Source organism: Brevundimonas sp. GW821-FHT12C05, assembly GCF_058807475.1.
This window is the reverse complement of record NZ_JBXAQS010000002.1, coordinates 45,024-71,899: the sequence shown is the minus strand read 5'-3', so window position 1 is coordinate 71,899 and position 26,876 is coordinate 45,024. Positions and strand designations below refer to the sequence as shown.

Genomic DNA, 26,876 nt, shown 5'->3' with positions numbered 1-26,876 from the left:
CTATTTCAGAGCCAGGGTCACGGCCTTGATGTCCACATACTCGTCGATGCCGTGGACCGAGCCCTCCTTGCCGTAGCCGGAGGATTTCACCCCGCCGAACGGAGCCACGGCGGTCGAGATCAGGCCGGTGTTCACGCCGCACATCCCCGCCTCGATCCGGCGGCCGATGCGGAAGGCGCGGTCCAGGTCGCGGGTGAACAGATAGGAGGCCAGGCCGAACTCGCTGTCATTCGCCTTGCCCAGCACCTCGTCCTCGCTGTCGAACGGGAAGACCGGAATCAGCGGGCCGAAGGTCTCTTCCTCACGGAACAGCTTGTCGTCGCCGCCCAGGGTCACCGTCGGCTGGAAGAAACGTCCGCCCAATTCGTGACGCGCGCCGCCGGTCAACACTCGACCGCCTGAGGCCTGGACCTTGGTCAGGTGGTCCTCGACCTTGGTGATGGCCTTGTCCTCGATCAGGGGGCCGACCTTGACCCCGGCCTCGAAGGCGGGACCGACCGGGATCTTCGCCACTTCGGCGGCCAGCTTTTCGGCATAGGCCTCGGCGACCGAGGCCTCGACATAGACCCGGTTGGGACAGACGCAGGTCTGGCCCGAGTTGCGGAACTTGCCCTTGATGGTCTCGGCCACCGCCAGATCCAGGTCGGCGTCGGCGAAGACGATCAGGGGGGCGGCGCCGCCCAGTTCCATCGACACCCGCTTCAGGGTCGGGGCGCATTGCTCGGCCAGCTTGCGCCCGACCGGGGTCGAGCCGGTGAAGCTCAGTTTGCGGATCAGGGGTGAGGCGGTCAGCACCGCGCCGATGGTGGCCGCGTCGCCGGTGATGACGCTCAACGCGCCCTTGGGCAGACCCGCCGCATAGGCCAACTCCGCCAGGGCCAGGGCGGTGAACGGCGTCTGGCTGGCCGGCTTGACCACGGCGGTGCAGCCCGCCGCGAAGGCCGGACCCAGCTTGCGGGTCAGCATGGCCGCCGGGAAGTTCCACGGGGTGATCAGGGCGCAGGGGCCGACCGCCTCGCGGAAGGTCAGGATGACGTGGCCCAGCGGGCTGTCCTGCGTCTCGCCGATCAGCCGCTCGGCCTGGCCAGCGAACCATTTGATGAAGCCGTTGGCGTAGGCGACCTCGCCCTTGGCCTCCTCGAACGGCTTGCCGTTCTCCAGCGCCATCAAGGCCCCCAGTCCCTCGGTGTTCTCGTCGATCAGCCGCGCCCATTCGCGCAGGAAGGCGGCGCGTTTGTGCGGGTCGGACCGGGACCAGGTGGGAAAGGCCTCGTCCGCCGCCTTGATGGCCCGCTCGGTCTCGGCGACGCCAAGGTCGGGGACGTGGCCGATGACCTCGCCGGTGGCGGGATCATCGACGGCGATCCGCTTCGCCCCCGTCACCGCCTCGCCGGCGATAAAGGCGTGTTCGCGAAGGAGCGCCAGGCCGGCGTCTCGGGCGGAAGTGTTCATGGTCAGTCGTCCGGTTCGGGGAGGAACGGAGGGAACGCGTCAGGTCCGGATCGTGTCCAGGTCGCGGCCCTTGGTCTCCGGCAGCCAGATCAGGCTGACGATGACCGCCACCACCGTGAAGGCGACCGAATACCAGAGGCCGAAATAGATATTCCCCGACGCCGCCACCAGGGCGAAGCTGGCGGCGGGCAATAATCCCCCGACCCAGCCGGTGCCGATGTTGTAGGGCAGGCTCATCGCCGTGTAGCGCACCCGGGTCGGGAACAGCTCGACCAGCGCCGCCGCCTGCGGTCCGTACAGGGCGCAGGCCGCGACCATGAAGATCATCAGGATGGCGAAGGTCAGCGGCATGTTGATCCGCGCCGGGTCGGCCTTGGCCGGATAGCCGGCGGCGGTCAGGGCGGCCTTGGCGCGGGTGTCCAGGTCGGCGCGCGCCGCCTTCAGCGCGGCGGGGGCCATGGCGCTTCCATCGACCGAGGCGACCTCGGCGTCCCCGACCCGGATCGCCGTCGGCGCGCCGGCGGGCGCGTGGACGGTCTCATAAGGAACGCCGGCGTTGGACAGGGCGATACGGGCGATGTCGCAGGAGCTGGAGAAGACCGCCTTGCCGATCGGATCGAACAGCAGGTTGCAGTCGGCGGGGTCGGCCACGACGGTTACCGGACTGGCGGCCTGCGCTTCGGCCAACGCGGGGTTGGCGGCCTTCGTCAGGGCGTGGAAGCCGGGGAAGAAGGCGATCAGGGCCAGGATCATGCCGAACAGCATGACCGGCTTGCGCCCCACCTTGTCCGACAGCCAGCCGAAGAAGACATAGAGGAAGGCCGAGGCCACGGTGACCATCAGCACGAGCTGGTCGACGGTGTTGGTGTCGACCTTGAGCACCTTCTCCATGAAGAAGCGGGTGTAGAAATAGCCGCAGTACCAGACGGCGCCCTGGGCGATCATGATCCCGAACAGGGCGATCAGGACGAAGCGGCCGTTGCCCCACTGGAAGAAGGCTTCGCGGTACGGTGCGCGGTTTTCACCGGCCTCCGCCTCCATCCGCTTGTACGCCGGGCTCTCGTTCAGCTTCAGCCGGATCCACAGGGACACGATCAGCAGCAGGGCCGACAGCAAGAAGGGAATGCGCCAGCCCCAGTCGTCGAAGGCCTCGGTCCCGACGATGGCGCGGGTGGTGAGGATTACGGCCAAGGCTCCGATCAGGCCCATGGCGGCGGTGGTCTGGATCCAACCCGTCAGCAGGCCGCGCTTCTTCGGCGGCGAATGCTCGGCGACATAGATGGCGGCCCCGCCGTACTCTCCGCCCAGGGCGAAGCCCTGCAGCATGCGCATGATCAGCAGCAGGATCGGCGCGGCGATGCCGATGGTTCCGTAGTCGGGCAGCAGGCCGATGGCGACGGTCGCCAGCCCCATCAGGGTGATGGTCACCAGGAAGGTGGTCTTGCGTCCCGTCCGGTCGCCGAACCAGCCGAACACCAGGGCGCCGAGGGGACGAACCACGAAGCCCAGACCGAAGGTCAGCAGGGCCATGATGTAGCTGACGGTCTCGCCCGCGTCGGCGAAGAAATGTTTGGCGATGACGGTGGCCAGGGAGCCGAAGACGAAGAAGTCGTACCATTCGAACGCCGTGCCCGCCGCCGAGGCGCCCACGACCGTCTTCAGGCCCGGTCCATCCCGGGTTTCATCTGCTTGCGTCATCCAACGTCTCCCCGCGTCGTGAGCGTCGTCTGCGGACGCTTCGGGGCGATGCTAGAGCGCGCCGCGCCGGGCGCAAGCGGGAAGGGTGGACGGAATAGGCGAAGGCCCGCCGGCGGGGGGCGCCGGCGGGCCTCTTTCAACCGGATCGCGGGTCGGGGGGAACCGCAGCCGGGAACTCAGAAAACGGGTCTAGTTCTTGGCGTCTTCCGCGGCGCCCGTGACCGCGTGGCCGGCGGCGGAGGCGTCACGGCCTACACCGGAAACGGTGTTGCAGGCGGCGGTGGTCAGGGCGGCGGCGGCGGCGACCAGAATGAAAATCTTGCGCATCGGTGAACTCCATGAGGCCGGGGAGGCGTCTGCCATATCAACGTCGCGGCGCTTTGGCGGTTCCCAGGTCGGCCGGATCGACGGGCACCACGGCCTCGGGCGTGGCGAAGGTCATGCGGGCGATCGTGCCGCCGCCCTCGGCCGGCAGCATCTCGACGTCGCCGCGCAATTGTTTGGCGAAGGCGCCCATCAGGGTGCGCCCCACGCCGGCGCGTTCCGTCTCGCTGACGCCCGGTCCGTTGTCCTGCACCTCCAGGATGCTCTGGTCGCCCTGCACCCGGAAGCGGACCTTCAGATCACCGCCCCTGCCCGCAAAGGCGTGCTTCTGGGCGTTGGTCACCGCCTCGACCAACCACAGGGCCAGCGGGGCCAGCTTGTCGGGATCGACGACCAGCGAATCGGCCTCGACTGACGACGTCACCAGATGGCCGCGCCCGCTCTCGCTGGCGATCAGCTGGCCGACCAGTTCGGTCAGGAAGATGCGGGCGTCCGCATAGCGCAGGTCGTCACTCTGGTAGAGGGTGCGGTAGATCAGGGCCAGGGCCGCGATCCGTTGGCGGGTGTCGCCCACGGCCGCCTTGGCCGGCTCATCCTTCAGGGCGCGCTGCTGCATCGACAGCAGGGACGAGATGATCTGCAGATTGTTCTTCACCCGGTGATGGATCTCGCGCATCAGCGCGTCCTTTTCCTCGACCGAGGCCAGAAGGGCGGCGTCGCGGGTGGTGATGGTCTCGGCCAGTTCGTCCAGGGTTTTGGCCAGCACGCGGATCTCGGACGGGGCGTTGACCGCCTGCACGGGGCGCACCGAGAAGCGGCCGCGGGCGTAGATGGCGGCGATCCGCTCCAGATAGTCGAGCCAGCGCACCACGATGCGCTCGCTGAACAGCATCACCGAGACGAAGGCGGCCAGCCAGGCGGCCAACGGCATCAGCAGCAGGCCGACCGGATTCAGCCGCGCCCACGACAGCAGGCCCGGCGACGGCGCCGACAGCAGGGCGTAGACATCGCGTCCGGCCAGGGCCGCGCCGGCGAAGACCCGGCGCCGACCGCCGGAATCGCCTTCGAAAATGGACGATCCCTGCGTGCGAGCACGATCGACCCAGCCGAGCAGGCTCTGGTCGCCGGTCAGGGTGAAGGCGTCGATGTCGGTGGCCGTCAGGATGCGGCCCTGCGCGTCGGTGAGGGCGGCCTGCGACCCCTCGGGCAGGGCGGCGTCGGCGACATCCGGCTGCAGCGAGGCCAGGGGGATGACGGCGATCATGGCGCCGTCGAAGGCGCCCAGGGGCCGTTCGAGCCGCAGGGCGACGATCAGTCCCGGCGGTCGTCCCGGCGCGGCGGGCGCGCGGGCCAGCACCGTATTCTCGCCGGCGCGCAGGCGCTGGAACCAGACGCTGCGCCGGGCGTCGATGAGCCACGGCGGCGGCGCGGCGCCGAGCGCCTGGGAGGCGCAGGCGGTGTGGCCGGTGGGGGTCAGTCGGGCGAGGCCGTCAAGGTCGTCCAGCCGGTCGACCAGCGCCGTCAGCCGGGGCTCGCAAAACAGCTCCAGCGCCTCCGGCCGCAGCGCCTGGAGCAGCACGCTGGTGCTGTCCAGCCGCGCCTTGGCGCTGGCGGCGGTGCGTTCGGCGGCCAGCTGCAAGTCCTGCCGCCGCTCGGTGTTCTGCAGGCGGAACTGCTGTTGGGCCTGGAAGGCGCCGAGCAGGAGGATGGGCAGCAGGGCGAGAGCCAGGGCGACGCCCAGTCGGAAGCGGATGCCCTGGAATTTCGGCTGGGCCAGTCCTCTTCCTAGTGCGCGCCCGATCCGCACCGGATCAGTTCCGGACGCTGCTCAAGCGATCGGCGGCGGCCAGGATGGAACGCATGGCGTCGCCGGCGGCGCGGCCGTCGCGGGCGTAACCGCCCTTCTCCAGCGTGGCCTGAAGCGCCTTGCGGGCGCGGGAGACGCGGCTTTTGACCGTGCCGACGGCGCACTGACAGATTTCGGCGGCCTCCTCGTAGGCGAAGCCCCCGGCGCCGACCAGGATCAGCGCCTCGCGCTGCTCTTCGGGCAGGGTGGCCAGGGCCAGGCGCAATTCGTCCAGGGCGACGGGGGATTCCGGATCGTCCACGGCCACCAGGGTCCGCTCGGCCGCTTCCTGGTCCAGCTGCGACTGGCGCCACGAGCGGCGTTTCTCGGAATAGAACTGGTTGCGCAGGATCATGAAGGTCCAGGCCTTCATGTTGGTGCCCATTTGATAGCTGGCGCGGGCGTCCCACGCCTTCATCATCGCGTCCTGGGCCAGATCATCGGCCGCCGTCGGATCGCCGGTCAGGGTGCGAGCGAACGCGCGCAGATGCGGAATCAGCGCGACCAACTCCTTCTTGAAGGCGTTGTCGTCGGCTGAAGGCGGCTTGGGCGGCGGGTTGGCGCCGCTCATGCGCCGCTCCCGCGCTCGTCGGCGCGCCTCAGAATGTCGAGGAACTCGTCCGGCACGGGCTCGTTCACCACCTCGTCGAACATATGCCTAAGCTTCACGCCGATGGCCTGCTGACGCAGGCGAGCCTCTTCGAGGCCGGCTCCATCCTTGGCCGGTTTCCCCGGAGGGTTGGATTTGTCTGTCATCGTAAAAAAGATCGCCACCCAGACGCTATTGTAGAAGCGAGAAACGCCACCCCCGGTTTCGGGTTCCGGGCATGGAACCAAAATATGCTCAAGCTTTCTCTCGCTTCCGGGAACCGTGACTGATTTGATACGTTTCGACTGACTGCCGCGGTCCCGCTTCAGGGGCCTGCAAACTATGTCGGGGACTTCGAGTATGAGCCTGCTGGCCCGCCTTGCGCCGCACCTTCCCTATGTTCGCCGCTACGCCCGCGCGTTGACCGGCGACCAGACCACCGGCGACAACTACGTCCGTGTCGCATTGGAGGCCCTCGCCGCCGGCGAACGCCAACTGCCCGCCGAGATGACGCCGCGCGTCGCGCTTTATCACGTGTTCCACGCCATCTGGACCTCGACCGGCGCCCAGCTCGAGGACAAGAGCGGCATCGAAGGCCGCGACGATCCCTCGGGTCGCCTGATGCGCATCGCGCCCCGGTCGCGCCAGGCGTTCCTGCTGACCGCTCTCGAGGGCTTCACACCTTCGGAAGCCGCCCAGATCCTCGACGCCGACGCCCAGGACGTCGAGCGCCTGATCTCAGAAGCCCAGTCGGACATCGACGCCGAACTGGCCACCGACGTCCTGATCATCGAGGATGAGGCCATCATCTCGGCCGACATCGAAAGCCTGGTGAAGGAGCTGGGCCATCGCGTCACCGGCACCGCCACCACCCACGATGAGGCCGTCGACGCCGTCGCCCGCCACCGTCCGGGACTGGTCCTGGCCGACATCCAGCTGGCCGACGGCTCGTCGGGCATCGACGCGGTCAAGGACATCCTGAAGCGGGTCGATGTGCCGGTGATCTTCATCACCGCCTTCCCTGAGCGTCTGCTGACGGGTGAGCGGCCGGAGCCGACCTTCCTGATCACCAAGCCCTTCCAGCCGGAGACGGTGAAGGCGGCGATCAGCCAGGCGCTGTTCTTCCATCCGTCGCGTCAGCGGGAAGCGGCCTGACCGTTTCCGCCTTCTGAGGCATGAAGATAAGGCCCCGGTCCCGCGACCGGGGCCTTTGTCGTTTACTGAGCCGACGCCGTCGGCGCGTTGACGTTGGGCGCCGCGCCGGTCGAGGTGTTGGCGGCCGGGGGCGTGGCCGCTCCCTGGTTGAAGGCCTGGGCGTCGACCGGTTGCTCGCCGTTGTTGGCGTTGGTGCGTTCGAACCCGCCGTTGCTGACGAACCACATGCCCAGCAGCAGGACGGCCGCCGCGCCGACCGAAACGATCAGCAGGGTCAGGATGCGCACGCCGCCCCGACCGCCCCGGACATACTGGGCCTCCACGGGCCGGCCCTCGTGGACGGCGTCGGCGGATTTGTCGTGCGGGGATTGGTGGGTCATGACGGCCTCCCGGTGTTGCCTGGTCAGCTCTTAAACGCGGCGGTCGGCGCCGCCGTTCCGGTCTCGCTCGAGGCGCGAAAAAATCCGAAGCGGTCCGGAACCCCTTTCGGGAGACCCCGTTATCAATCTGCGGAGGCGGCGACGCCCCCCCGACTTAGGACTGGCCACAGCCAGTCTGTCGCCTCCGCGCCTCATTCTCGATGATGCCACTTCGGGCGGATCCCTTGCGATCCGCCTTTTTCTTTGCCCCGTCTGGACAGGCGCGCGGCGAGCGCCACTATGTGGGTCCAGAAAGAAAACCCGGAGGGACATCCCATGGCTCGAACCAACCGTCAGTGGGTGCTGCGTCAGCGACCCAAGGGCCTGATCCAACCCGGTGATCTGGAGTTGATCGAGGCGGCCCTTCCCGAGCTGAAGGATTCCGAGATTCTGGTCCGGACCGTCTATCTGTCGCTGGACCCGACCAACCGCACCTGGATGAACGAGGCCGAGGGCTATCTGCCGGCCGTGCCGCTGGGCGGCGTGATGCGCGGCCTGACGCTGGGCGTGGTCGAGGACAGCAAGTCTGAACGTTTCAAGGCCGGCGACGTCGTCACCACGGCGGCCGGTGGCTGGGCCGACTACGCCGTCATCCCCGACAGCACGGCCTCGCGCGTGCATCGCGCGCCCGGCCTGCCGCTGACCGCCAACATGTCGGTGATGGGCATGACTGGGCTGACGGCCTGGGCCGGCGTCACCGATGTGCTGAAGGCGCAGGCGGGCGAGACCATCGTCATCTCCGCCGCCGCCGGCGCCGTCGGCTCGATCGCCGGCCAGATCGCCAAGGCACGGGGCGTACGGGTCATCGGCATCGCCGGCGGGCCCGAGAAATGCCGCTGGCTGACCGAGGATCTCGGGTTCGACGCCGCCATCGACTACAAGAACGAGGACGTGGGCGACGCACTGGACCGCCTGGCCCCCGACGGCTTCGAGATGAATTTCGAGAACGTCGGCGGCGATATCATGAACGCCGTCTTCAACCGGCTGAAGATCCATGGCCGCATGGCCGTCTGCGGCCTGATCTCGTCGTACAACGCCACCCGCATGCCGCCGTCGCCGAATTTCAGCCGGCTGATCACCCATCGGCTCGACGTGCGCGGCTTCCTGGTCCTGGACTACGGCCATCGCGGCAAGGAGATGGTGGCCGAGGTCGGTCCGATGCTCGCCGACGGCCGGGTGAAGTGGAAGGTCCACGTCGACGACGGGCTGGAAGGCGCGCTCGACTCGCTGAACCGCTTGTTCACCGGCGACCACGACGGCAAGCTGTTGGTTCGGGTGTCGGAAGAACCGGCCGCCTGACGGAGCGCCCCGCATGACCGAATCCCTGCACGTCCATTTCGAGGATCTGGGCGTCGGCGAGGTGGTGCCGCTGGGAGCCTGTATGGTCGACCAGACGGCGATGGAGGTGTTCATCGAACGCTTCCTGCCCGGCTGGGATCCGGCCTACGGCGCGCCCGACGCCATGGTCTACGCGCTGTGGAGCCGGCTGTTCGCCGACAAGGCGGCGGGATGGGCCCAGTCCAAGGTGCTGGCGGTCGACGGCTTGCGCTACATGCGCAACCCGCCCGCCGGCGAGCTGATGCGCGGACGCATGACCGTCATGGGCAAGGATCCCGTGGGCGACGAGAAGGGCATCGTCATCGCCCAGCACGACATGCTGGACGAGGCGGGACGGCTGATCTTCTCCTGCCTGACCCGCTCGCTTCTGGCCCGGCGGTAAGAAAAAGGCCCCGCCGTCGCCGGCGGGGCCTCTTCATTTTCAGGTCCGGCGAACGCTTAGGCGTTGGCGGCGGTCGGTTGTTCCGCGGCGCGCTGGAAAGCCATGGCGATCAGGCGGTCCCAGCCCAGCAGCGACACCAGGTGGGCGTAGATCTGGCCCAGGGCGCCGTTGTCGCGCAGTTCAACCAGCTTCTCGGCCGGCAGAGCCTTCAGCTTGTCTTCCGAGATGGCGTAATACTCAGCCAGCTTCTGCGGCTCGGCGGCGGTGCCGTCCGGGTTGCGCGGGGTGAAGACCGCTTCCTTGGTCTCGAACAGATCAAGGTCGGTCAGCAGGGCGACGAAGGCGTCGGTGCGCTGACGTTCCTGTTCGAAATTGTTGCAGAACTCCATCGCCTGCTGGGTGTACGGCGACGGCTGGCCGTCGACGAACAGCGGGGTCTGGCCGGCTTCCTTGAGGAAGGACGCGCCACGGTCGACGCACAGGATCAGGCGCTTCTGGGCGTCGTCATTGGCGAAGACGAACGGATACCGACGCACATAGGCCGGGATGTAGGCTTCGGGACGGAAGTCGCCGTTGTCGCTGACGTACAGGTTTTCGCCCGTGCGCAGGCCCATCACGGAGACCGGCTGCTTGGACTCGCCCACGAAGATGACCGGATAGGACAGAGCGGCCGGAGCGAACTCGGTCACGGTCAGCGGCACCAGGTTGGTGACGGCGGCGAAGGCGTAGGGCTTGTCGACCGGGTCGACGCCGAGTGTGCCGTGGGCCTCGACCGACAGGGGCTCGGGCTGGCTGTAGAAGAGAACGTTTCCGGACAGGCCGGCGGTCTGGGCGGTAGTGTCGGTCATGGACGCGATCAGCTCTGGAAAAAAGAGGAAGGCGGGCGTTCTAGCCCAGAGATGTGACACCGGCAAACCGGCTCGCCTTCCAGGTTCGTCTAGAAGCTGTAGCTCACCCCCACGCGGAAGTTTCGGCCGGGCAGGGGGGCGATATCCTTCAGGAAGCTGACGTGTTCGCGAGCCTCCTCGTCCGTCAGGTTGCGGCCCTCGGCGAAGACGGAGACCTTGCGGTCGCTGAACGGACGCCAGACGCCCGACAGGTTCACCAGGGTGTAGCCGTCCGTGCCCAACTCATTCTCGGCCAGACGGTCCTGCTCGCCCACGTGGCGGACCTCGAAGGTCGCGTCGAACGGGGTCGAGGTCCAGGCCAGGCGGCCGGTCACGCTGTAGGGCGGGATGCGCGCGGCGGGACCGACATCGGTCTGGGCATGCACATAGTCGGCGGCGCCTTCCAGCGACAGCGCCCGATCACCCGAGCTCCACAACTCGTATTCGGCCTCGGCCTCGAATCCGCGGAATTTCGCGCCGGTCTGGACGAACTGGAAGATCGGGAATTCCTCACCGTCGTCGATGAAGGTGGCGCCGGTGTCGCGCTCGTCGATGAAGCCGTCGTACTTGGACGCATAGACGTGCAGGTCGCCGCGGAATTTGCCGGCGTCGTAGTGGACGGTCCCCTCGATGGTGGAGACCTTCTCGTTGTCCAGCGTCGGATCGCCGGTCTCATAGACGGCGGTGGCGATGTGCAGGCCGTCGGCGAACAGCTCGACCTCTGACGGCGCGCGTTCGTTGTGGGCCAGGCTGAGACCCAGGAAGAGGTCATGCGTTGGGCGGATGAAGACCGCCGCCGAACCGGACCAGTTGTCGAAGCTGCGGTCGACGCGCGGGTCGCCGTTCAGCGGATTGGCGGCGAGGCTGCGCCGGTCATAGCGCAGGCCGCCCTCCAGGCCCCAGCCGTCGCGGTCCAGACGCTGGACCGTGTAGACGCCCGTTTCCTCGATCTTGCTGGATGGGACGAAGGCCTCGTCGCCGATGGCCTCGAAGGTGCGCGACAGGGCCTGCACCCCGAAGGCGCCGTTCCAGCCGTCGCGGGTGCGCTGGATCAGGTCGATGCGGCCTTCCTGACCATCGGAGTTGAAGATGGTGCCCGGCTCGCCCGGTCCCTCGAACTCGGTGTGGGTGTATTCGGCATGACCGGCCGAGCCACGCAGGGCCTGGAACAGGCCGCCGTCGAAGCGCAGCTCGCCGCGCACATCCTCGCGGGTCTGCTTCAGCTCGATGAAGACATCCGGCTCGGCGACGGTGCCATAGGTCGAGGACAGGTCCTTGTACGACGCGCCGATATAGCCGCGCGACCCGATGTACGACGCGCCCAGGCCCCAGCTTTCCAGTTGCGAGAAGCTGTTCGGCTGCGTGCCGCCGTCGCCGCGCGCGACGCCTTCAGCGTCCGCCAGTCGCTGCGAGATGGCAGGGGCGGGGATGTCGTAGTCCGAGGCGTCCTTCTTCACGCCTTCCACATTCACGGCGATGGGGCCGAGCGCGAAGGTGGCGCGGCCCGAGGCCGACCAGCCGTCATCGACGCTGGACGCCTGGGTCGAGACCATCCCGTCCACGCCATCGGGCAGGGCGTCCGGGATACGGCCGTCCAGCACATTGACCACGCCGCCGATGGCGGTGCCGCCATAGGCCAGGGTCGCCGGGCCGCGCACGATCTCGATGCGATTGGCTTCGGCGGGGTCGGTGGCGACCTGGTGGTCGGGCGAGACCGAGCTGGCGTCGATCAGGCCGATGCCGTTGGTCAGCACCTGCACGCGGGGGCCCGACAGACCGCGGATCACCGGGCGGCTGGCGCCGGGCGCGAAATCGGTCGAACGCACACCCGGCAGGCCGTTGACCAGATCGCCCAGCGAGGCGGCCGGCGCCTGGGCCAGCTGTTCCTCGGTCAGGACGGTGGTGGCGATGGTGGTGGCCCGTTGGCTGATGCCGAAGGGCGCGCCGGTCACGACCACCTCGTCCAGTTCGGTCGCCGGTTGCCGGGGGGCCGAAGCCGCGCTCTGGGCGGAGGCGGCGCCCGCCAGCGCGCTCCAGCCGAGGGCGGTCAGAAGGGCGGCGCGGGAAACGGCGGCGAGGGTCATGGAGGGGACTCGTATGGTGCAGGTGCTTGGGTGTTATGAGATAACATCACACGAAGTCAAGCGGGATCCGGTTGCGGAGGGGCGGGGGAAGCATTAGCTCTTCGGGCATGGGCGACGCCTGTCATCACCACCACCACGACGGTCCGCCGTCCGCCTCGACCGTGGCCCTGGCCCTGGCCGCCGCCGACGCGCGCCTGAGGGGCGAGGGTGAGCGCATGACCGCGGCCCGCCTGCGGGTCCTGGAGCTGCTGCTGGCGGCGGGCGAGCCGGTGAAGGCCTATGACCTGATCGCCCGTTTCGGCGAGGACGGTCAGCCGGCCAAGCCGCCCACCGTCTATCGCGCGCTGGAGTTCCTCGAGCGCATGGGCCTGGCCCACCGCATCGCCTCGATCAGCGCCTATGTCGCCTGCTCTTCGGGCTCGGCGGACCATGCGGCGGCCTTCCTGATCTGCGACTGCTGCGGCGCGACCGAAGAGGTTTCGGCCGCTGTCGCCGAGGGGTTGGACCGGGCCGCGGGCGCCGCCGGCTACGTCATCGAGCGCACCACGATCGAGGCTCACGGCCGTTGCCCGGCCTGCCGCGTCGCCGGCTGACGTCCGCTTCGGGTCGGTTTCTCTGGAAAACGGGCTCCCGGGTCTCTATCTCTGCCGCATGGACGCGATCCGGCTCTCCCCGCCCCGTCGCCTGAGCCTGCCGGTCGATAACCGGTGGGGCGCGGGCGAAATGTCGATCCTCGATTTCGGCGACCCGAAGCGGCCCGTGGACCTGGTCTTTGTCCACGCCAACGGCTTCAACGCCATGACCTACCGCACCCTGCTGGCGCCCCTGTCCGGGACGCTGCGCATCTGGGCGCCGGATCTACGCGGCCATGGGCGCACGACCCTGCCGACGGAGCGACAGGCGCGGCGCGGCTGGAGCGATCACCGCGACGACCTGGTCGCCCTGCTGGATGCGCTGGATGGCCCGCCGGTGGTGCTGGCCGGGCACTCGATGGGCGGCACCGCGGCCCTGCTGGCCGCCGCTGAACGTCCGGAGCGGGTGTCGAAGCTGGTGCTGATGGATCCCGTGATCTGGGGCCGGGTCACCGTGGCCCTGTTCCAGCTGCCCCTGTTCGACCGCCTGGCCTCGCGCATTCCGCTGGTGAAGAACGCCCTCAAGCGCCGGGCCGTGTTCGACAGTCGGGAGCAGGCGCTCGCCGCCTATTCGGGCCGGGGCGCCTTCCGCGGCTGGCCCGAAATGATGATCGCCGACTATCTGGTCGATGGCCTGATCGAGACGCCCGAGGGCTTCGTCCTGGCCTGCGCGCCGGAATGGGAAGCCTCCAACTACGCGGCCCAGTCCCATGATCCGTGGCGGGCGCTCGGGCAGGTTGATCGCCCGGTCCGCATTCTGCGCGCCGAGACCGGCTCGACCTGTTTCCCGACCCGCAGCCCCGCGGGTCTGCCCAAGGTCACCGTCGAAACGGTGAAGGGCGGGACCCACTTCTTCCCCATGCTCAAGGCTGACGTCGCCCGCGACGCCCTGTTCGAGGCGGCGGTCTGAGAGGGAGCGGTCTCACGACCCTCTTGTCAGACGCCAGATCCGGATGTGCCCGCCCAGGTCGCCGCTGACCAACCGGTCGCCATGCCAAGCCAGGGCGGAGATCGCGCTTTCATGGCCCTCGAGCCGCGCCACCTCGACGGGGTCGGCTCCGTCCTCCATGCGCCAGATGCGCACCAGCCGGTCCAGGCCGCCGGTCGCGAAGAAGCGGCCGTCGGGGGACCAGGCGAGGCCGTAGATCGGCATCCCCTGCCGCACGGTCTGGCGCCCGGACGGCGTCTGCACCTGCTGTTCCACGTCCGTGACAAGACGCGCGCGGGCCTGAAGGGGATCGACCGACACCACCGAGGCGCCGGCCTTCATGCTGCCGCCCAGAAGGCTGCGGCCATCGGGCGAGAACGTCACACGCTGCGCGAAGCTGGGCACGCTGCCCCGCTGCTCGCCGGTCGCCACGTCGTAAAGGGTGAGCGGGTTGTTCGAGGCCAGCAGTCGTCCGTCCGGCGAGGCCGAAAGCGAGAGGACATACTGGTACTGCAGGTCTCCGGGAGCCTGGATTTCGCGCACCACCTGATCGTCGCCGAGGTTCAGGATCCGGATCTTCAGGTCGGCGCAGCCCACGGCGGCGGTGTCCGCGTCCACGACGGCCAACCCAAGGCACCAGGTCGGAAAGCGCCACGTCCGGACGCGCGTTCCGGCGCCGGCGTCCAGCAGGGCGACCAGACCGTCCGCGCCGGTCGTCAGGAGGCGGCGACCATCGGCGGTGAAGCGCACGACCGCCGCGTCCCCTTCGTGAATCGGGAACACCGGCCCGGCGGCGCCGGTCGCCAGCGACCAGAGGCGCACCGCGCCGTCGAGCCCGCTCACCGCCAGCGTCCCGCCGCGCGGGTCTATATCCAGGGATGTCACCGCCCGAGGCTGGCTCAGGCTGATGGGATCGCCGGCGGCGTGGATCGCCTGGCCGCCGTCCTGCGCCTGCGCCGGGCCGACGCTGATGGCGAGAAGGGAGAGACCGGCCAGGGCCGCGGGTTTCAAGGAGCGAAAGATCATCGTGGTGCTCCCGCGGGCGCCGCCGGGGCGGGAGGAGGCGTGGTCGCGGCCGGGGGCGGCGTTGCGGACGCCGGCAACACGGCGGTGATCTGGCCCTTCTCTCGAAGCGTCAGGAAGGTTCCGGCCGGATTGACCTGCAGATCGACGGAGTTGCCGTCCTGGTTGCCGAACCTGAGGCCGGACGATCCGCGCTCGCCGGCCCAGAGCGACACGGCCATCCGGCCGATTTCGTCCAGCGTCAGGGATATCCCGCTCGACGGATCGTCGCCGGTGACATAGCCGCCCCGCTCATTGCCCTCGCTGTCGAACAGCAGGATGCCGGAAAGGGCCTCGCCGCGCTTGCTGAGCGATCCGGCCAGACGCGGTTCGGGCAGGGGTGCGGCGATCACCACCCGTTCGCGGCCGTTGGGGTCGACCACGACGATCTCGCGCGCGACGATCTTGTCGAACACCTGGGGCGAGCGGTCGAGATTTGCGCCTGCGGACGCCGCGGCGATCAGGCCCATGGCCGCGGTCGCGACCAGTCCCGCGGTCAGCAGGCGATTGCGCCTCTCAAGCCTCATCAGGCGTTGTTCCAGGGATCCATCGTCCATAGCGACCTCCATCGGCGGCTCCCGGCGGCGTCTCGCGCGGGGGCGGGCCTTTTTGGATCACGGCCCGTCTCCGCCGCACAGTTACCGTTTCGCAATGCCCGAGCCGGGCGTGCGCGGCTGGTTTTCCCTTGCGGCACCGGCTAAACCGCCGCCCACAAGAACAAGCCTCCGGTTCAGGGAAACGCCTCAATCATGCGTGACATCAACCACTTCATCGACGGCGCCTCGTTCGTCGGCGCCTCGGGCCGCTTCGGCGATGTGTTCAATCCGAACACCGGCGAGGCCCAGGCCCGTGTCCAGCTGGCCACGACCGGCGAGGTCGATCGCGCCGTGCAGGCCGCCCAGGCCGCCTTCGACGGCTGGTCCTCGACCAATCCGCAACGCCGCGCCCGCGTGATGTTCGAGTTCAAGCGCCTGGTCGAGGCGAACATGAACGAGCTGGCCGAACTGCTGTCCAGCGAGCACGGCAAGGTGATCGCCGACTCCAAGGGCGACATCCAGCGCGGCCTGGAAGTGATCGAGTTCGCCTGCGGCATCCCGCATGTGCTGAAGGGCGAATACACCCACGGCGCCGGCCCCGGCATCGACGTCTATTCGATGCGCCAGCCGTTGGGCGTGGTCTCGGGCATCACCCCGTTCAACTTCCCCGGCATGATCCCGATGTGGATGTTCGGCGTCGCCATCGCGGTCGGCAACACCTTCGTGCTGAAGCCGTCCGAGCGTGATCCCTCGCTGCCGGTGCGTCTGGCCGAGCTCATGATGGAGGCGGGCGCCCCCGCCGGCGTGCTGAACGTCGTGCACGGCGACAAGGCCGCCGTCGACGCCATCCTGACCCATCCGCAGGTCCACGCCGTCAGCTTCGTCGGCTCGTCCGACATCGCCCACTACGTCTACCAGCTGGGCGCGGCCCACGGGAAACGCGTCCAGGCCATGGGCGGCGCCAAGAACCACGGCATCGTCCTGCCCGACGCCGACATGGACCAGGTGATCAAGGACCTGTCCGGCGCGGCCTTCGGCTCGGCCGGCGAGCGCTGCATGGCCCTGCCGGTCGTGGTGCCGGTGGGCAAGAAGACCGCCGATGAACTGCGCGAGCGCATGGTCGCCGAGATCGACACCCTGCGGGTCGGCGTCTCGACCGACGCGGGCGCCCACTACGGCCCGGTGGTCACCGCCGCGCACAAGGCCCGCGTCGAGGGCTGGATCGACCAGGGCGTCAAGGACGGCGCCGAGCTGGTCGTCGATGGCCGCGGCTTCACCCTGCAGGGCCACGAGAACGGCTATTTCGTCGGCCCGTCGCTGTTCGACCACGTCACGGCGGACATGGAATCCTACAAGGAAGAGATCTTCGGCCCGGTGCTGCAGATCATGCGCGCCGCCAGCTTCGAGGAGGCCCTGTCGCTGCCGTCCAAGCACCAGTACGGCAACGGCGTCGCCATCTTCACCCAGAACGGCCGCGCGGCCCGCGACTTCGCCGCCCGCGTCAACGTCGGCATGGTCGGGATCAATGTGCCGATCCCGGTGCCGGTCGCCTATCACACCTTCGGCGGCTGGAAGCGCTCGGCCTTCGGCGACACCAACCAGCACGGCATGGAAGGCGTGAAGTTCTGGACCAAGGTCAAGACCATCACCGCCCGCTGGCCGGACTCGGAGCTGGAACACGCCGACAGCTCCTTCGTCATTCCGACGATGGGCTGAGATTGACGAAAGCCGGAAAGGTTTCGCCTTTCCGGCGTTCGCGGCAGCGCATTTCGATGTTAGGCGTTAACCTCCACGCACTGTGAAGCTGGAGCGCTCCCCCGCATGCGTCGCTTTTTCGTCTGGTCCGCCCTCGCCGCCGTGATCGGCCTCGCCCTCGCGGGCGGCGGCTACTGGGCCTACTGGAATTTCTACGCCCGCTTCCAACCGGTGACGGTCACTCGCAACCAGGTCGAGATTCAGCGCCTGCTGGATGAAAGCTCGTGGATCTCGGCGGGCGGCGGCGGTCAGGCTCTCTACGTCATCGGCTATCGCGACAGCGCCGCCATGCAGCGGTTCGAGCGCGAGGAGGGGCCCAAGCTGCGCGCCGCCGGGGTCGAGATGCGCATTCTCGTCTTCGCGCGCGGTGATCGCGAGGGACTGCAGCAGTCCACGGCCGCTGAGCGCGCCACGGTGGCCGAGCTGTGGCTGACGCGCGACTGGGTCCTGTACCAGCGCTGGACCGCAACGCCGGTGAACAACTGGACGGCGGCGGGCATTCCGTCCGCCGACGGCAACCTGGCCCGGGGGGCGGTGGTAGACGCCGGCCGCGACTTCGTCGGCCAGCTGAGCCGCAATCTGAGCGAAGCCGGGCTGCAGACCCGTTATCCGCTGATCATCTGGCGTGATCGCGAGGGCTTCATGAAGGCCTGCGCCTGTTCCGACTCCCGCTCATGGGCCTTTATCCGCGATGATCTGGACGCTCCGGACCGGATCGCGCCTGAGGTGGCCGCGCCCGCGGCGGATGGTCAGGCGCCGCTGCCCTATCCCGACGGCGGCCCCGCGCCGCAGGGCCTGCCGTATCCGACCCTGCCGCAGGTGACGCCGGTGCCCGGCCAGGCCCCGGCCCAGCCCGGCGCCGCTCAGCCGGGCGTGGCTCAGCCAGGGACGACCCCGGCTCCGGCGCGTCCGATCCAGGCGCCGGCCCCGCGCAAGGCGCCCGAGCCGCGCCAGCAGGAAGACACCACCTTCTACTAGAAGGGCGTCACAGGACGCGGCGGCAGACCTCGATCAGCCGGTCCACGTCCGCCTCATCCTGATACAGGCCGAAGCCGAAGCGGATCACGTCGTCGCGCACATCGGTGACGACATGGGCGTCCAGCAGCCGCTTGCGCCAGTCCTGGGCGTCCGCGTGCCGGAAAGCCAGGAAGCGGGCACGGGGCGCGTCGCCGGCGACCGGATTGATCAGCTCGGCCTTGTCCAGCCGCCCGGCCCCGCCTGCCTGCACGGCGTTCTGGAACCGCGCCATCAGCCCGCGCGCATGGGCGGCCACGTCCGCGGTGCTCAGTCCGGCTTCGTCCAGCATGCGGCGAGCACCGTTGAAGCGATACAGGGGCGTCGCCTCCATGGTCGCGCCCCAGAAGCGGCCCGCGTCCTCGCGGTACTGAACGCCGTCCGGAGGCCCGGTCAGATTGCCGAACTCGGCGAACCAGCCGGTGATCACCGGACGGGGGCAGAAGCCGTCCGGCGCATGCAGGAAGCCCGCGCCTTCGCCCGACATGGCGTATTTGTAGCCCCCGGCGACATAGAAGACCCGGTCCGCCACCGCCGACAGGTCCGTCGGGGTCGCCATGAAGCCGTGGTAGCCGTCGATGACCACCCAGGGGCCCTCGGGCTTGGCCAGTTCGGCCAGGGCCTCGACGCCGCCGAACACCTGGCCGGTGCGGAAGAAGACCTGGCTGATCACGATCAGGTCGAAGCCGCCTCCCTTGGCCGCCTCGACGAAGCGGTCCTCGAAGGTGTCGAATGGCTGCAGGGGCACGCGGGTGATGACCGCCTCGCCCGCCTCTTCCCAGCGTTCGCCCTGGCGGCGGAACGAGTGGAACTCGCCGTCCGTCGACAGGATGCGCACGGGCTTGGCCTCGATCCCGGAGACGATGCGCAGCAGGAACTCATGGGTGTTGGTCGCGAAGACGACGCTGTCCGGCGAGGGTAGGTTCAACTCCGTCGCCACGTGCTTCTGCGCCTCGGGCACGACGTCGCCGAAGACCAGATCCCATTTACGGTCGGCGAACCGGTTGGCCTCGACCCAGGCCCGCATCTGGCCGTCGAAGCTGGCGTCGGGCCACAGGTGATGACTGTGGGCGGCGAAATGCAGGCGCTCCGGGTCCAGGGACAGGGCGCGGGAGAACAGGGCCTTGTGGGTCATGTCGTGGATGTCGCACGGCGCGGCGGTCTCCGCCAGCGGCCCTCAGCCCCGGGCGGAGACCAGCCAGCAGGCGGCGCTCATCGGAATGATCCCGTCCCGGAGGTGCGTACTCAGCCGGTCGGTCACCGCCTCGCGCACCTGGGCCTGCACCGCCTCATCCTGCTGCGGCAGCGCCGTTCCCAGCACGCCGAACTTCAGGCCGAGGTCGAGCATTTCGTCCAGGCTCAGGGGCGTGGGCGTGTCCAGCGGCGCGATCTCGATGTCGGTCCAGCCGCTGCGCCGCAGGATGCCGCGCACCCGTTCCGGATCGGCGAAGGCGAACCGGCCGGGCGCGTCGACGGGCGGCGGCGGCGGCAGGTCGGGCAGGAAGGGCGTGGCGGCCTCCAGCGGGACCTGGGTCAGGGCATTCTCGGCGACCGCACGCCAGCAGGCGAAGGTCAGCCGGCCCCCGGGTTTGGTCGCCCGCCTCAGATTGGCGAAGGCGGCGTCCGGATCGGTGAAGAACATCACCCCGAACCGTGACGTCACGGCGTCGAACGCCGCCTCGCCGAAGTCGTGGGTCTGGGCGTCGGCCTCGATGAAATCGACATTGGTGGCCGCCGCCGCCCGGCCCCGCGCGGCCTCCAGCAGCGGGGCGGAGATATCGACGCCGGTGCAGCCTCCCGCCGGACCCACGCGGCGGGCTAGGTCCAGGGTCGTCGCGCCCGCGCCGCAGCCCACGTCCAGCACCCGCGCGCCGATGGGCGGGTCGGCCCGGTCCGCGACCGCCTCGCCGATCGGCTGGTACAGCCGGTCCATCAGGGTCTGGAGATCGGCCCAGGCCGAGCCGCCCGAGCGGGTCCAGTAGCTTTGGCCTGGGACGCCAGGAAGGGCGGGTGCGGTCATCTCGGTCTCCATCGAGGTTGCGGCGAAGGGACCGCAAGGCCATCCTGCAAGTTCAAGCCGACTTGAGGTCAAGAGTGCGCGACATCGACATCGCCGAATTGTCCCGCCGCTCGGGCGTGCGCGCCTCGGCGCTGCGCTACTACGAGGAGCGGGGGCTGATCGCCTCGACGGGGCGCCGGGGGCTCAAGCGCCTGTTCGATCCGGAGGTGCTGGAGCGGTTGTCCCTGATCGCGCTGGGTCAAGCGTCTGGCTTCTCGCTGGACGAGATCGCGGCCATGCTGGGCGGCGCGCCCGAGCCGGTCATCGACAAGGCGCGGTTGCGGGCGAGGGCGGACGAGATCGGCCGCCGTATCGAAGAGCTGTCGCGAATGCGCGAAGGCCTGCTGCACGCTTCGGCCTGCACGGCGCCGACGCTGATGGCATGCGCCAAATTCCGCCGGATCGTGCGCTTTGCGGGGCGTGAAGTCGCGACGGCGCCCTCGCGGAGCCGGTTCCGGGCGACGGCGATCTGAACCGCCGCCCAAACCGCGCGAGCGCCTCACCGCGCCCAGGCAGCGAGGCTCCGCGAGCCGAGCGATAGCGCCCTTAGATCAAGCTGCCGTGGCAGTGCTTGAACTTGCGGCCCGAGCCGCAGGGACAGTCGGCGTTGCGCGAGGTGCGCTCCCAGCCGACGGGCAGGACGTCGACCGGCAGGCGCGACCGGGCGTCGCCTTCCAGCGCGCCTTCCGGCAGCTGGGCCAGCGGGTTGGCCATCTCGTTCTCGCCGGTGCCGGGGTTCAGGTGGATTTCCTGGAACTCGGGCATCTCCATCGCCGGCGGCTGTTCGAAGCGGAACTCCACCGTCATCAGCCAGCGCGTCACATCGTGGCGCAGGCCGTACAGCAGCGACTCGAACAGGTTGAAGGCCTCGGTCTTGTATTCGTTAAGCGGATCGCGCTGGCCATAACCGCGCAGGCCGATGACGCCGCGCAGGTGGTCCAGCTGGACCAGGTGTTCGCGCCACTGCATGTCGATCATCTGCAGCATGAACTGGCGTTCGAGGTTGCGGATCTGCTCGGCGCCGACCAGGGCGATGCGTTCCTCGGCGCGGGCGTCCGCGGCGGTGACGATACGCTCCTCGATCTCCTCGTTGGACACGCCTTCCTCGGCGGCCCAGTCGGCCAGCGGCAGCTCGAGACCCAGGGTCGAGCGAACCTTCTCGTCCAGGCCGGCGATGTCCCACTGCTCGGCATAGGCCTTGGGCGGCATATGCTTCTCGACCAGGTCCGAAATCACGTCGCTGCGGAACTCGTTGACCAGTTCCGACAGGTCCGTGGCGTCCATGAACTCCTGGCGCTGCTCGAACACGGCCTTGCGCTGGTCGTTCACGACGTCGTCGTACTTCAGCAGGTTCTTGCGGATGTCGTAGTTGCGGGTCTCGACGCGCTTCTGGGCCTGTTCGACGGCCTTGTTCAGCCACGGGTGGCTGATGGCCTCGCCCTCGGCGACGCCGAACGACTTCATGATCGAGTCCAGGCGGTCGCCGGCGAAGATGCGCAGCAGGTCGTCCTCGCAGGACAGGAAGAATTTCGAGGTGCCGGGGTCGCCCTGACGGCCGGTCCGGCCGCGCAGCTGGTTGTCGATGCGGCGGCTCTCGTGGCGTTCGGTGCCGAGCACGAACAGGCCGCCGGCGGCCAGCGAGATTTCCTTCTGGACGGCGATGTCGGCCTTCAGGCGGGCCTCTTCGGCCGCTTCCATCTCGGTGGTGACCTCCTGCGCCATGTTGCGCAGGTCGGTGCGCCACTTCTGCATCCGCATCTCGAGGTTGCCCCCGAGCTGGATGTCGGTGCCGCGGCCGGCCATGTTGGTGGCGATGGTCACGACGCCGGGCAGGCCGGCGTCGGCGACGATATAGGCTTCCTGCTCGTGCTGGCGGGCATTCAGGACGCTGTGCGGAATGCCCCGCAGTTTTACCTCGTACTCGATGTCATAGGCCGCATCGCCGATCTTCTCGGCGTCCTTGGGCTTGCCCTCGAACTCCTTCTTGGGCGTGCGCGAGACCTCGACCTTGTAGACGAAATTCTTGAGCAGTTCGGACAGGGTCTCGGACTTCTCGATCGACACCGTGCCGACCAGCACCGGCTGGCCCGCCAGATGGCGTTCGGCGATCTGGGCGGCGATGGCCAGGTTCTTCTCGCGCTCGGTGCGGAAGATCTCGTCGTCGTAGTCGATGCGTTGAACCGGACGGTTGGTCGGCACTTCCAGGACGTCCATCTTGTAGATGTCGAGGAATTCCTGGGCCTCGGTCGCGGCCGTGCCGGTCATGCCGGACAGCTTCTCATAAAGGCGGAAATAGTTCTGGATCGTCACCGAGGCCAGGGTCTGGTTCTCGGGCATGATCTTCACGCCCTCCTTGGCCTCGATCGCCTGGTGCAGGCCTTCCGACAGGCGGCGGCCCTGCATCATGCGGCCGGTGAACTCATCGATCAGCATGACCTCGCCGGCCTTGATGATGTAGTCCTTGTCCTTCTGATACAGGGTGTTGGCGCGCAGGGCCTGGTTGATGTGGTGCACCAGGGTGATGTTGGCGGCGTCGTACAGGCCGGTGGTGTCCTCGGCGAACAGGCCGCGCTCTTCCATCAGCTGTTCGATCAGCTCCGAGCCTTCCTCGGTCAGCAGTGCCTGACGCTGCTTTTCGTCGAGGTCGAAGGTGGCCTTGTCCTGGATCAGCTCCTTGATGATCGCGTCGACCGTCACATAGAGGTCGGAACGGTCCTCGGTCGGTCCCGAGATGATCAGCGGGGTCCGGGCTTCGTCGATCAGGATGGAGTCGACTTCATCGACGATGGCGAAGTGGTGCGGACGCTGCACCATCTCCTTGCGGTCATAGACCAGGTTGTCGCGCAGATAGTCGAAGCCGAACTCGTTGTTGGTGCCGTAGGTGATGTCGGCGGCGTAGGCGGCCTGGCGCTGGCCCTGCGACAGGCCGTTGACGATCACGCCCACTTCCAGACCCAGGAAGCGATAGACGCGGCCCATCCATTCGGCGTCGCGGCGGGCCAGGTAGTCGTTCACGGTGATGACGTGCACGCCCTTGCCGGACAGGGCGTTCAGATAGGCCGGCGCGATGGCGACCAGGGTCTTGCCTTCGCCGGTGCGCATTTCGGCGATGCCGCCGTCATGCAGGATCATGCCGCCGGTCAGCTGCACGTCGTACTGGCGCTGGCCGAGGACGCGCTTGGAGGCCTCACGAGCCACCGCGAAGGCGTCGTTCATGACCTTGTCGACGCTCTCGCCGCCGGCCAGACGGTCGCGGAAGGCGTCCGTCATCATCCGCAGTTCGTCGTCCGAGAGGGCGGCGTACTTCTCCTCCAGCGCGTTGATCTTCTGAACGCGGCCCATGAAGTCCTTGACCTTGCGGTCGTTGGAGGAGCCGAAAATCTTCTTGGCAAAGCCGAGCATGGAGGATCCGAAGGCGGGCGAGCGACAAATGGCTCTGGTTGTGGTCCCGGAAGGGCGGCGGCGGACGCCGCAGAGGGGCTCCGGCGACGACGGCCCGGTGCGCCCTTGAAAACAGGCGCGCGCGAGGGCCGCGCGAACGATCGAAAACCCCTCGACTTGGGCGCAGCCGGGACTTAAGCACCGGCCTTATCCCTGTCAACGCGAGGGCCTTTCGCCGCCCGCCGACGGAGCGCGTCTGCATGAGGTCTTCCCGCGTCCTGTTTCCCCTGCTGATGGCGCTTGCGCTGACCGTCGCCGCCTGCGGCCGGGGCGGCGGCTCCGATCGTCCGCCGGAGCCCGGCGACCGCGCCGTGGCGAAGGTCCAGGACGAGACCATCTGGGCCTCCGACGTGAAGCGCGAGGCCGTGGCGCAGGGGCTGGTGGGCGAGGGCGAGCCGCTGGACGTGACCTCCGACCTGTTCCGCCGCGTCCTGGACGAGGTCATCGACCAGAAGTTGCTGGCCCACGAGGCCGAGCGCCGGGGTCTGGATAATTCGCCCCTGGCCCAGCGTCGCCTGGCGGCCACCCGCGAACGCATCCTCGGCGACATGCTGGTCGAGACGGTGGTCAACGACAAGATTTCCGACAAGGCGGTGGAGGCCATCTACCAGGGGCAGTTGAACCTGGCCCGCACCTCGGAAGAGGTTCGCACCCGCCTGATCCTGTCGCGCACCCGCGCCGAGGCCGACGCCGTGGTCGGCATCCTGGGGCAGGGCGCGGCCTTCGAGGCGGTGGCCATGGAGCGCTCGATCGACGACGCGACCCGCTTCTCGGGCGGCGATCTCGGCTATTCGACGCTGGACGTCATGCCCGAGGCCTATCGCAATGCCCTGCGCGACCGGCCCGCCGGCTCGACCGTCGGTCCTTTCCAGACCGAGGGCGGCTGGGCCGTGCTGCGCGTCGAGGATCGCCGCCGTGAGACCCCGCCGACCATGGAGCAGGCCCGGCCGCAGATTGTGCGCTATCTGACCTATGAGGGCGTGCGTCAGCTGCTGGAGGAACTGCGCGGCAAGGCCGCCGTCGAGGTCCTGCTGGGCGGCGAGGGCGCGCCTTCGCAGGAACCCGCCTCGGCCGCCGCCACAGCACCGCCCGCGGCGGCCCCCGCCCAGCCGGCCCCGGCCGCTCCCGCTTCCGCCCCTGTTCCCGCCCCCGTCCCCGCCAAGGCCCGATGAGCAAGACGCCCACTCCTCCCGGTCGGGGTTCGACCGGCCAGATGATCGAACAGGCGTTCGAGAAGGCCCTGGAGCCGGTGACCACGGCGATCAAGCGCGCCACGACTCCGTCGAAACCGGCCGTGGCCGCCGCGGCGCCGGGCAAGCCGGGCCTGCAGGTGTCGCCGCTGGCCGTGCCGTTCCCGGTCATCCCGCCCATCGGCGGGGTCGAGATCGCGACCGGCCGCGCGGGCTTCTACAAGCACGAGCGCGACGACCTGGTGGTGTTCAGCTTCGCGCGCGGCACCAGCTGTGCCGGGGTTTTCACCCGCCACAAGGTCGGCTCGGCCCCGGTCGACTGGTGCAAACGCCATCTGGGCGCCGAGGACGGCGGTCAGGACGTGCGGGCGCTGGTGGTCAACGCCGGCTGCGCCAACGCCTTCACCGGCAAGGCCGGTGCCGATGCGGCGCGCCGCACCGCTTCCGAGGTCGCCAAACGCTTCGGCTGCCGTCAGCGCGACGTCATGCTGGCCTCGACCGGGGTGATCGGGGTGGTGCTGGACGATCGCAAGATCGCGGCCCGCCTGCACGACATCGAGGCGGGCCTGGATTCAGACAACTGGGCCGCCGCCGGTCAGGCCATCATGACCACGGACACCTTCCCCAAGGGGTCGTACGCCGAGTGCGACATCGAGGGGCATACGGTCCGCATCGCCGGCATCGCCAAGGGTTCGGGCATGATCGCGCCCGACATGGCCACCATGCTGGCCTTCATCGTCACCGACGCCGACATTCATCCGAACGTCCTGCGCGCCCTGCTGGGCCTGCATGTCCGCACGACCTTCAACAGCGTGACGGTCGACGGCGACACCTCGACCAATGACACCGCCCTGCTGTTCGCCACCGGCGCCTCGGGCGCGCCGCGCATCGGCCGGGTCGGCGACCGCCGCCTGAAGGATTTCAGCCGCGCGCTGGACCAGGTCATGCTCGACCTCGCCCACCAACTGGTCCGCGACGGCGAGGGCGCGACCAAATTCGTCAAGGTCACGGTGGACGGCGCCGCCAGCCCCGCTTCGGCGCGCAAGCTGGCCAAGTCCATCGCCGACAGCCCGCTGGTCAAGACCGCCCTGGCCGGCGAGGACGCCAACTGGGGCCGCGTGGTCATGGCCGTCGGCAAGACCGAGGAGCCGGTCGATCGCGACCGCCTGGCCATCAAATTCGGCCCGCACGTCGCGGCTGTCGACGGCGCTCCGTCGCAGACCTACGACGAGGCCAAGATGAGCGCCTATATGAAGAACGCCGAGATCGACATCACCGTCGACGTGGGTTCGGGCCGCGCCTCGGCCACCGTCTGGACCTGCGACCTGACCAAGCGCTACGTCGAGATCAACGGCGACTATCGCTCGTGACGGAGACGATCAGGACTTGCTTCCGCGACTCCTATCCTGAGTTCTTCTTCTTCGTAGATCGGGGAGAGTGCGGCTTTGGCTATTCGCCAAAGATGAGGGAGTTTTCCGTGAAAGTCCGATCGCGAAGCCCGATCATTCAGGTCCTGAGCTTCTGCCCGTTCAGCGGCAAGGCTTTCCCAGCGCCATTGCGTGACCGATTTTTCGACGAGCTGGAGGCCCTTGGTCTGACAGAAGGTCTGGACGACGCTGAGAACGCTCCGGTTGAATTTCAATCTGAAGACTGGTGGATCAGCAAAGGCCTATGACCGAGCCCCTCAAAACCGTCCTCGTCGTCGCCGTCGCCCTCATCGACACTGACGGCCGGGTGCTGATCGCCCAGCGGCCCGAGGGCAAGCAGTTGGCGGGGCTGTGGGAATTCCCGGGCGGCAAGGTCGAGCCGGGCGAGCGCCCCGAGGCCGCCCTGATCCGCGAACTGAAGGAAGAGCTGGGCATCGACGTCAACGAGGCCTGCCTGGCGCCCTTCGTGTTTACCAGTCACGGTTACGAGTCATTTCACCTGTTGATGCCATTGTACCTGTGCCGACGTTGGTCGGGGGTGGTTCAGGCGCATGAGCATTCAGCGCTGAAATGGGTTCGGCCGGCGCAGTTGTCGGACTATCCCATGCCTCCGGCGGACGAACCCCTGATCGCCTGGTTGCGCGATCTGCTCTAGCCG

Annotated in this window: 26 protein-coding genes; 12 read left to right on the top strand and 14 right to left on the bottom strand. The window is 68.6% G+C overall.

What is annotated here, in order from left to right; genetic code table 11:
• From AC1RRF_RS09655 to nepR, 6 genes are all read right to left on the bottom strand, one after another.
• Positions 1-1,452, bottom strand: a complete 1,452-nt coding sequence (locus AC1RRF_RS09655; RefSeq protein ID WP_492834228.1) for an NAD-dependent succinate-semialdehyde dehydrogenase — start codon at positions 1,450-1,452, stop codon at positions 1-3.
• Between the two features lie 39 nt (positions 1,453-1,491).
• Positions 1,492-3,150 (bottom strand): MFS transporter, encoded by a 1,659-nt coding sequence (locus AC1RRF_RS09650; RefSeq protein WP_492834227.1) that lies wholly within the window; start codon positions 3,148-3,150, stop codon positions 1,492-1,494.
• A gap of 189 nt (positions 3,151-3,339) precedes the next feature.
• Positions 3,340-3,477: an entericidin A/B family lipoprotein gene (locus tag AC1RRF_RS09645; RefSeq protein WP_492834226.1), complete on the bottom strand. Its 138-nt coding sequence runs from the start codon at positions 3,475-3,477 to the stop codon at positions 3,340-3,342.
• Positions 3,478-3,514: 37 nt separating this feature from the next.
• Positions 3,515-5,281, bottom strand: a complete 1,767-nt coding sequence (gene phyK / locus AC1RRF_RS09640; protein ID WP_492834225.1) for a sensor histidine kinase PhyK — start codon at positions 5,279-5,281, stop codon at positions 3,515-3,517.
• Positions 5,282-5,285: 4 nt separating this feature from the next.
• Complete coding sequence (locus AC1RRF_RS09635; RefSeq protein ID WP_492834224.1) at positions 5,286-5,891, bottom strand: sigma-70 family RNA polymerase sigma factor; 606 nt, start codon at positions 5,889-5,891, stop codon at positions 5,286-5,288.
• Entirely contained in the window at positions 5,888-6,076 is a 189-nt protein-coding gene (gene nepR / locus AC1RRF_RS09630; protein ID WP_291836347.1) for an anti-sigma T factor NepR, read from the bottom strand. Before nepR ends, AC1RRF_RS09635 begins: the two co-directional genes overlap by 4 nt.
• Positions 6,077-6,269: 193 nt before the next feature.
• Here nepR and phyR point away from each other — a divergent pair, with 193 nt between their 5' ends.
• Positions 6,270-7,064, top strand: coding sequence for an anti-anti sigma factor/receiver protein PhyR (gene phyR / locus AC1RRF_RS09625; protein WP_492834223.1), 795 nt, complete (start codon positions 6,270-6,272; stop codon positions 7,062-7,064).
• A 62-nt stretch (positions 7,065-7,126) separates the two neighbouring features.
• Here phyR and AC1RRF_RS09620 read toward each other — a convergent pair whose 3' ends face one another.
• Positions 7,127-7,444 (bottom strand): hypothetical protein, encoded by a 318-nt coding sequence (locus tag AC1RRF_RS09620; RefSeq protein ID WP_492834222.1) that lies wholly within the window; start codon positions 7,442-7,444, stop codon positions 7,127-7,129.
• Positions 7,445-7,759: 315 nt separating this feature from the next.
• On the opposite strand from AC1RRF_RS09620, the gene AC1RRF_RS09615 reads away from it, so the two are divergent.
• Both AC1RRF_RS09615 and AC1RRF_RS09610 read left to right on the top strand, forming a co-directional pair.
• On the top strand, positions 7,760-8,782 hold the full coding sequence (locus AC1RRF_RS09615) for an NADP-dependent oxidoreductase (protein ID WP_492834221.1): 1,023 nt from the start codon (positions 7,760-7,762) through the stop codon (positions 8,780-8,782).
• Between the two features lie 13 nt (positions 8,783-8,795).
• Positions 8,796-9,203 (top strand): acyl dehydratase, encoded by a 408-nt coding sequence (locus tag AC1RRF_RS09610; protein WP_492834220.1) that lies wholly within the window; start codon positions 8,796-8,798, stop codon positions 9,201-9,203.
• A gap of 56 nt (positions 9,204-9,259) precedes the next feature.
• Here AC1RRF_RS09610 and AC1RRF_RS09605 read toward each other — a convergent pair whose 3' ends face one another.
• Together AC1RRF_RS09605 and AC1RRF_RS09600 are read right to left on the bottom strand one after the other, a co-directional pair.
• Positions 9,260-10,051 carry a SapC family protein gene (locus AC1RRF_RS09605; RefSeq protein WP_492834219.1) on the bottom strand — a complete coding sequence of 264 codons (792 nt, stop codon included), beginning with the start codon at positions 10,049-10,051 and terminating at the stop codon, positions 9,260-9,262.
• An 89-nt stretch (positions 10,052-10,140) separates the two neighbouring features.
• The gene (locus AC1RRF_RS09600; protein ID WP_492834218.1) at positions 10,141-12,174 is read right to left on the bottom strand and encodes a TonB-dependent receptor; all 2,034 of its coding nucleotides are present in this window, start codon (positions 12,172-12,174) and stop codon (positions 10,141-10,143) included.
• A gap of 107 nt (positions 12,175-12,281) precedes the next feature.
• On the opposite strand from AC1RRF_RS09600, the gene AC1RRF_RS09595 reads away from it, so the two are divergent.
• Together AC1RRF_RS09595 and AC1RRF_RS09590 are read left to right on the top strand one after the other, a co-directional pair.
• Entirely contained in the window at positions 12,282-12,767 is a 486-nt protein-coding gene (locus AC1RRF_RS09595) for a Fur family transcriptional regulator (RefSeq protein WP_492834217.1), read from the top strand.
• 58 nt (positions 12,768-12,825) lie between these two features.
• Positions 12,826-13,716 (top strand): alpha/beta hydrolase, encoded by an 891-nt coding sequence (locus AC1RRF_RS09590; RefSeq protein WP_492834216.1) that lies wholly within the window; start codon positions 12,826-12,828, stop codon positions 13,714-13,716.
• A gap of 12 nt (positions 13,717-13,728) precedes the next feature.
• Here AC1RRF_RS09590 and AC1RRF_RS09585 read toward each other — a convergent pair whose 3' ends face one another.
• Positions 13,729-14,760, bottom strand: coding sequence for a WD40 repeat domain-containing protein (locus tag AC1RRF_RS09585; RefSeq protein ID WP_492834215.1), 1,032 nt, complete (start codon positions 14,758-14,760; stop codon positions 13,729-13,731).
• On the bottom strand, positions 14,757-15,353 hold the full coding sequence (locus tag AC1RRF_RS09580; protein WP_492834214.1) for a hypothetical protein: 597 nt from the start codon (positions 15,351-15,353) through the stop codon (positions 14,757-14,759). The genes AC1RRF_RS09585 and AC1RRF_RS09580 overlap by 4 nt, the downstream gene beginning before the upstream one ends.
• A 192-nt stretch (positions 15,354-15,545) precedes the next feature.
• Between AC1RRF_RS09580 and AC1RRF_RS09575 the strand changes: the two genes are divergently transcribed.
• The gene (locus AC1RRF_RS09575; protein WP_492834213.1) at positions 15,546-17,048 is read left to right on the top strand and encodes a CoA-acylating methylmalonate-semialdehyde dehydrogenase; all 1,503 of its coding nucleotides are present in this window, start codon (positions 15,546-15,548) and stop codon (positions 17,046-17,048) included.
• A gap of 105 nt (positions 17,049-17,153) precedes the next feature.
• A complete protein-coding gene (locus AC1RRF_RS09570) occupies positions 17,154-18,065 on the top strand; it encodes a hypothetical protein (protein WP_492834212.1) in 912 nt (303 codons plus the stop codon).
• A 7-nt stretch (positions 18,066-18,072) separates the two neighbouring features.
• Here the strand turns inward: AC1RRF_RS09570 and AC1RRF_RS09565 are convergent, their stop codons facing one another.
• Both AC1RRF_RS09565 and AC1RRF_RS09560 read right to left on the bottom strand, forming a co-directional pair.
• Positions 18,073-19,236 carry an aminotransferase class V-fold PLP-dependent enzyme gene (locus AC1RRF_RS09565; RefSeq protein ID WP_492834211.1) on the bottom strand — a complete coding sequence of 388 codons (1,164 nt, stop codon included), beginning with the start codon at positions 19,234-19,236 and terminating at the stop codon, positions 18,073-18,075.
• A gap of 42 nt (positions 19,237-19,278) precedes the next feature.
• Positions 19,279-20,121 (bottom strand): class I SAM-dependent methyltransferase, encoded by an 843-nt coding sequence (locus AC1RRF_RS09560; RefSeq protein ID WP_492834210.1) that lies wholly within the window; start codon positions 20,119-20,121, stop codon positions 19,279-19,281.
• 74 nt (positions 20,122-20,195) lie between these two features.
• Between AC1RRF_RS09560 and AC1RRF_RS09555 the strand changes: the two genes are divergently transcribed.
• Positions 20,196-20,633, top strand: a complete 438-nt coding sequence (locus AC1RRF_RS09555; RefSeq protein WP_492834209.1) for a helix-turn-helix domain-containing protein — start codon at positions 20,196-20,198, stop codon at positions 20,631-20,633.
• A gap of 73 nt (positions 20,634-20,706) precedes the next feature.
• On the opposite strand, the gene secA is transcribed toward AC1RRF_RS09555, so the two are convergent.
• Entirely contained in the window at positions 20,707-23,562 is a 2,856-nt protein-coding gene (secA, locus tag AC1RRF_RS09550; protein WP_492834208.1) for a preprotein translocase subunit SecA, read from the bottom strand.
• A gap of 239 nt (positions 23,563-23,801) precedes the next feature.
• On the opposite strand from secA, the gene AC1RRF_RS09545 reads away from it, so the two are divergent.
• Genes AC1RRF_RS09545 through AC1RRF_RS09530 form a run of 4 tightly spaced genes read left to right on the top strand, consistent with a single transcriptional unit; the run spans position 23,802 to position 26,873 of the window.
• The gene (locus AC1RRF_RS09545; protein WP_492834207.1) at positions 23,802-24,773 is read left to right on the top strand and encodes a peptidylprolyl isomerase; all 972 of its coding nucleotides are present in this window, start codon (positions 23,802-23,804) and stop codon (positions 24,771-24,773) included.
• Positions 24,770-26,161 (top strand): bifunctional glutamate N-acetyltransferase/amino-acid acetyltransferase ArgJ, encoded by a 1,392-nt coding sequence (argJ, locus tag AC1RRF_RS09540; RefSeq protein WP_492834206.1) that lies wholly within the window; start codon positions 24,770-24,772, stop codon positions 26,159-26,161. The genes AC1RRF_RS09545 and argJ overlap by 4 nt, the downstream gene beginning before the upstream one ends.
• On the top strand, positions 26,158-26,466 hold the full coding sequence (locus AC1RRF_RS09535; protein ID WP_492834205.1) for a DUF6980 family protein: 309 nt from the start codon (positions 26,158-26,160) through the stop codon (positions 26,464-26,466). The genes argJ and AC1RRF_RS09535 overlap by 4 nt, the downstream gene beginning before the upstream one ends.
• Complete coding sequence (locus AC1RRF_RS09530) at positions 26,463-26,873, top strand: (deoxy)nucleoside triphosphate pyrophosphohydrolase (RefSeq protein ID WP_492834204.1); 411 nt, start codon at positions 26,463-26,465, stop codon at positions 26,871-26,873. The genes AC1RRF_RS09535 and AC1RRF_RS09530 overlap by 4 nt, the downstream gene beginning before the upstream one ends.
• Positions 26,874-26,876: the final 3 nt, after the last annotated feature.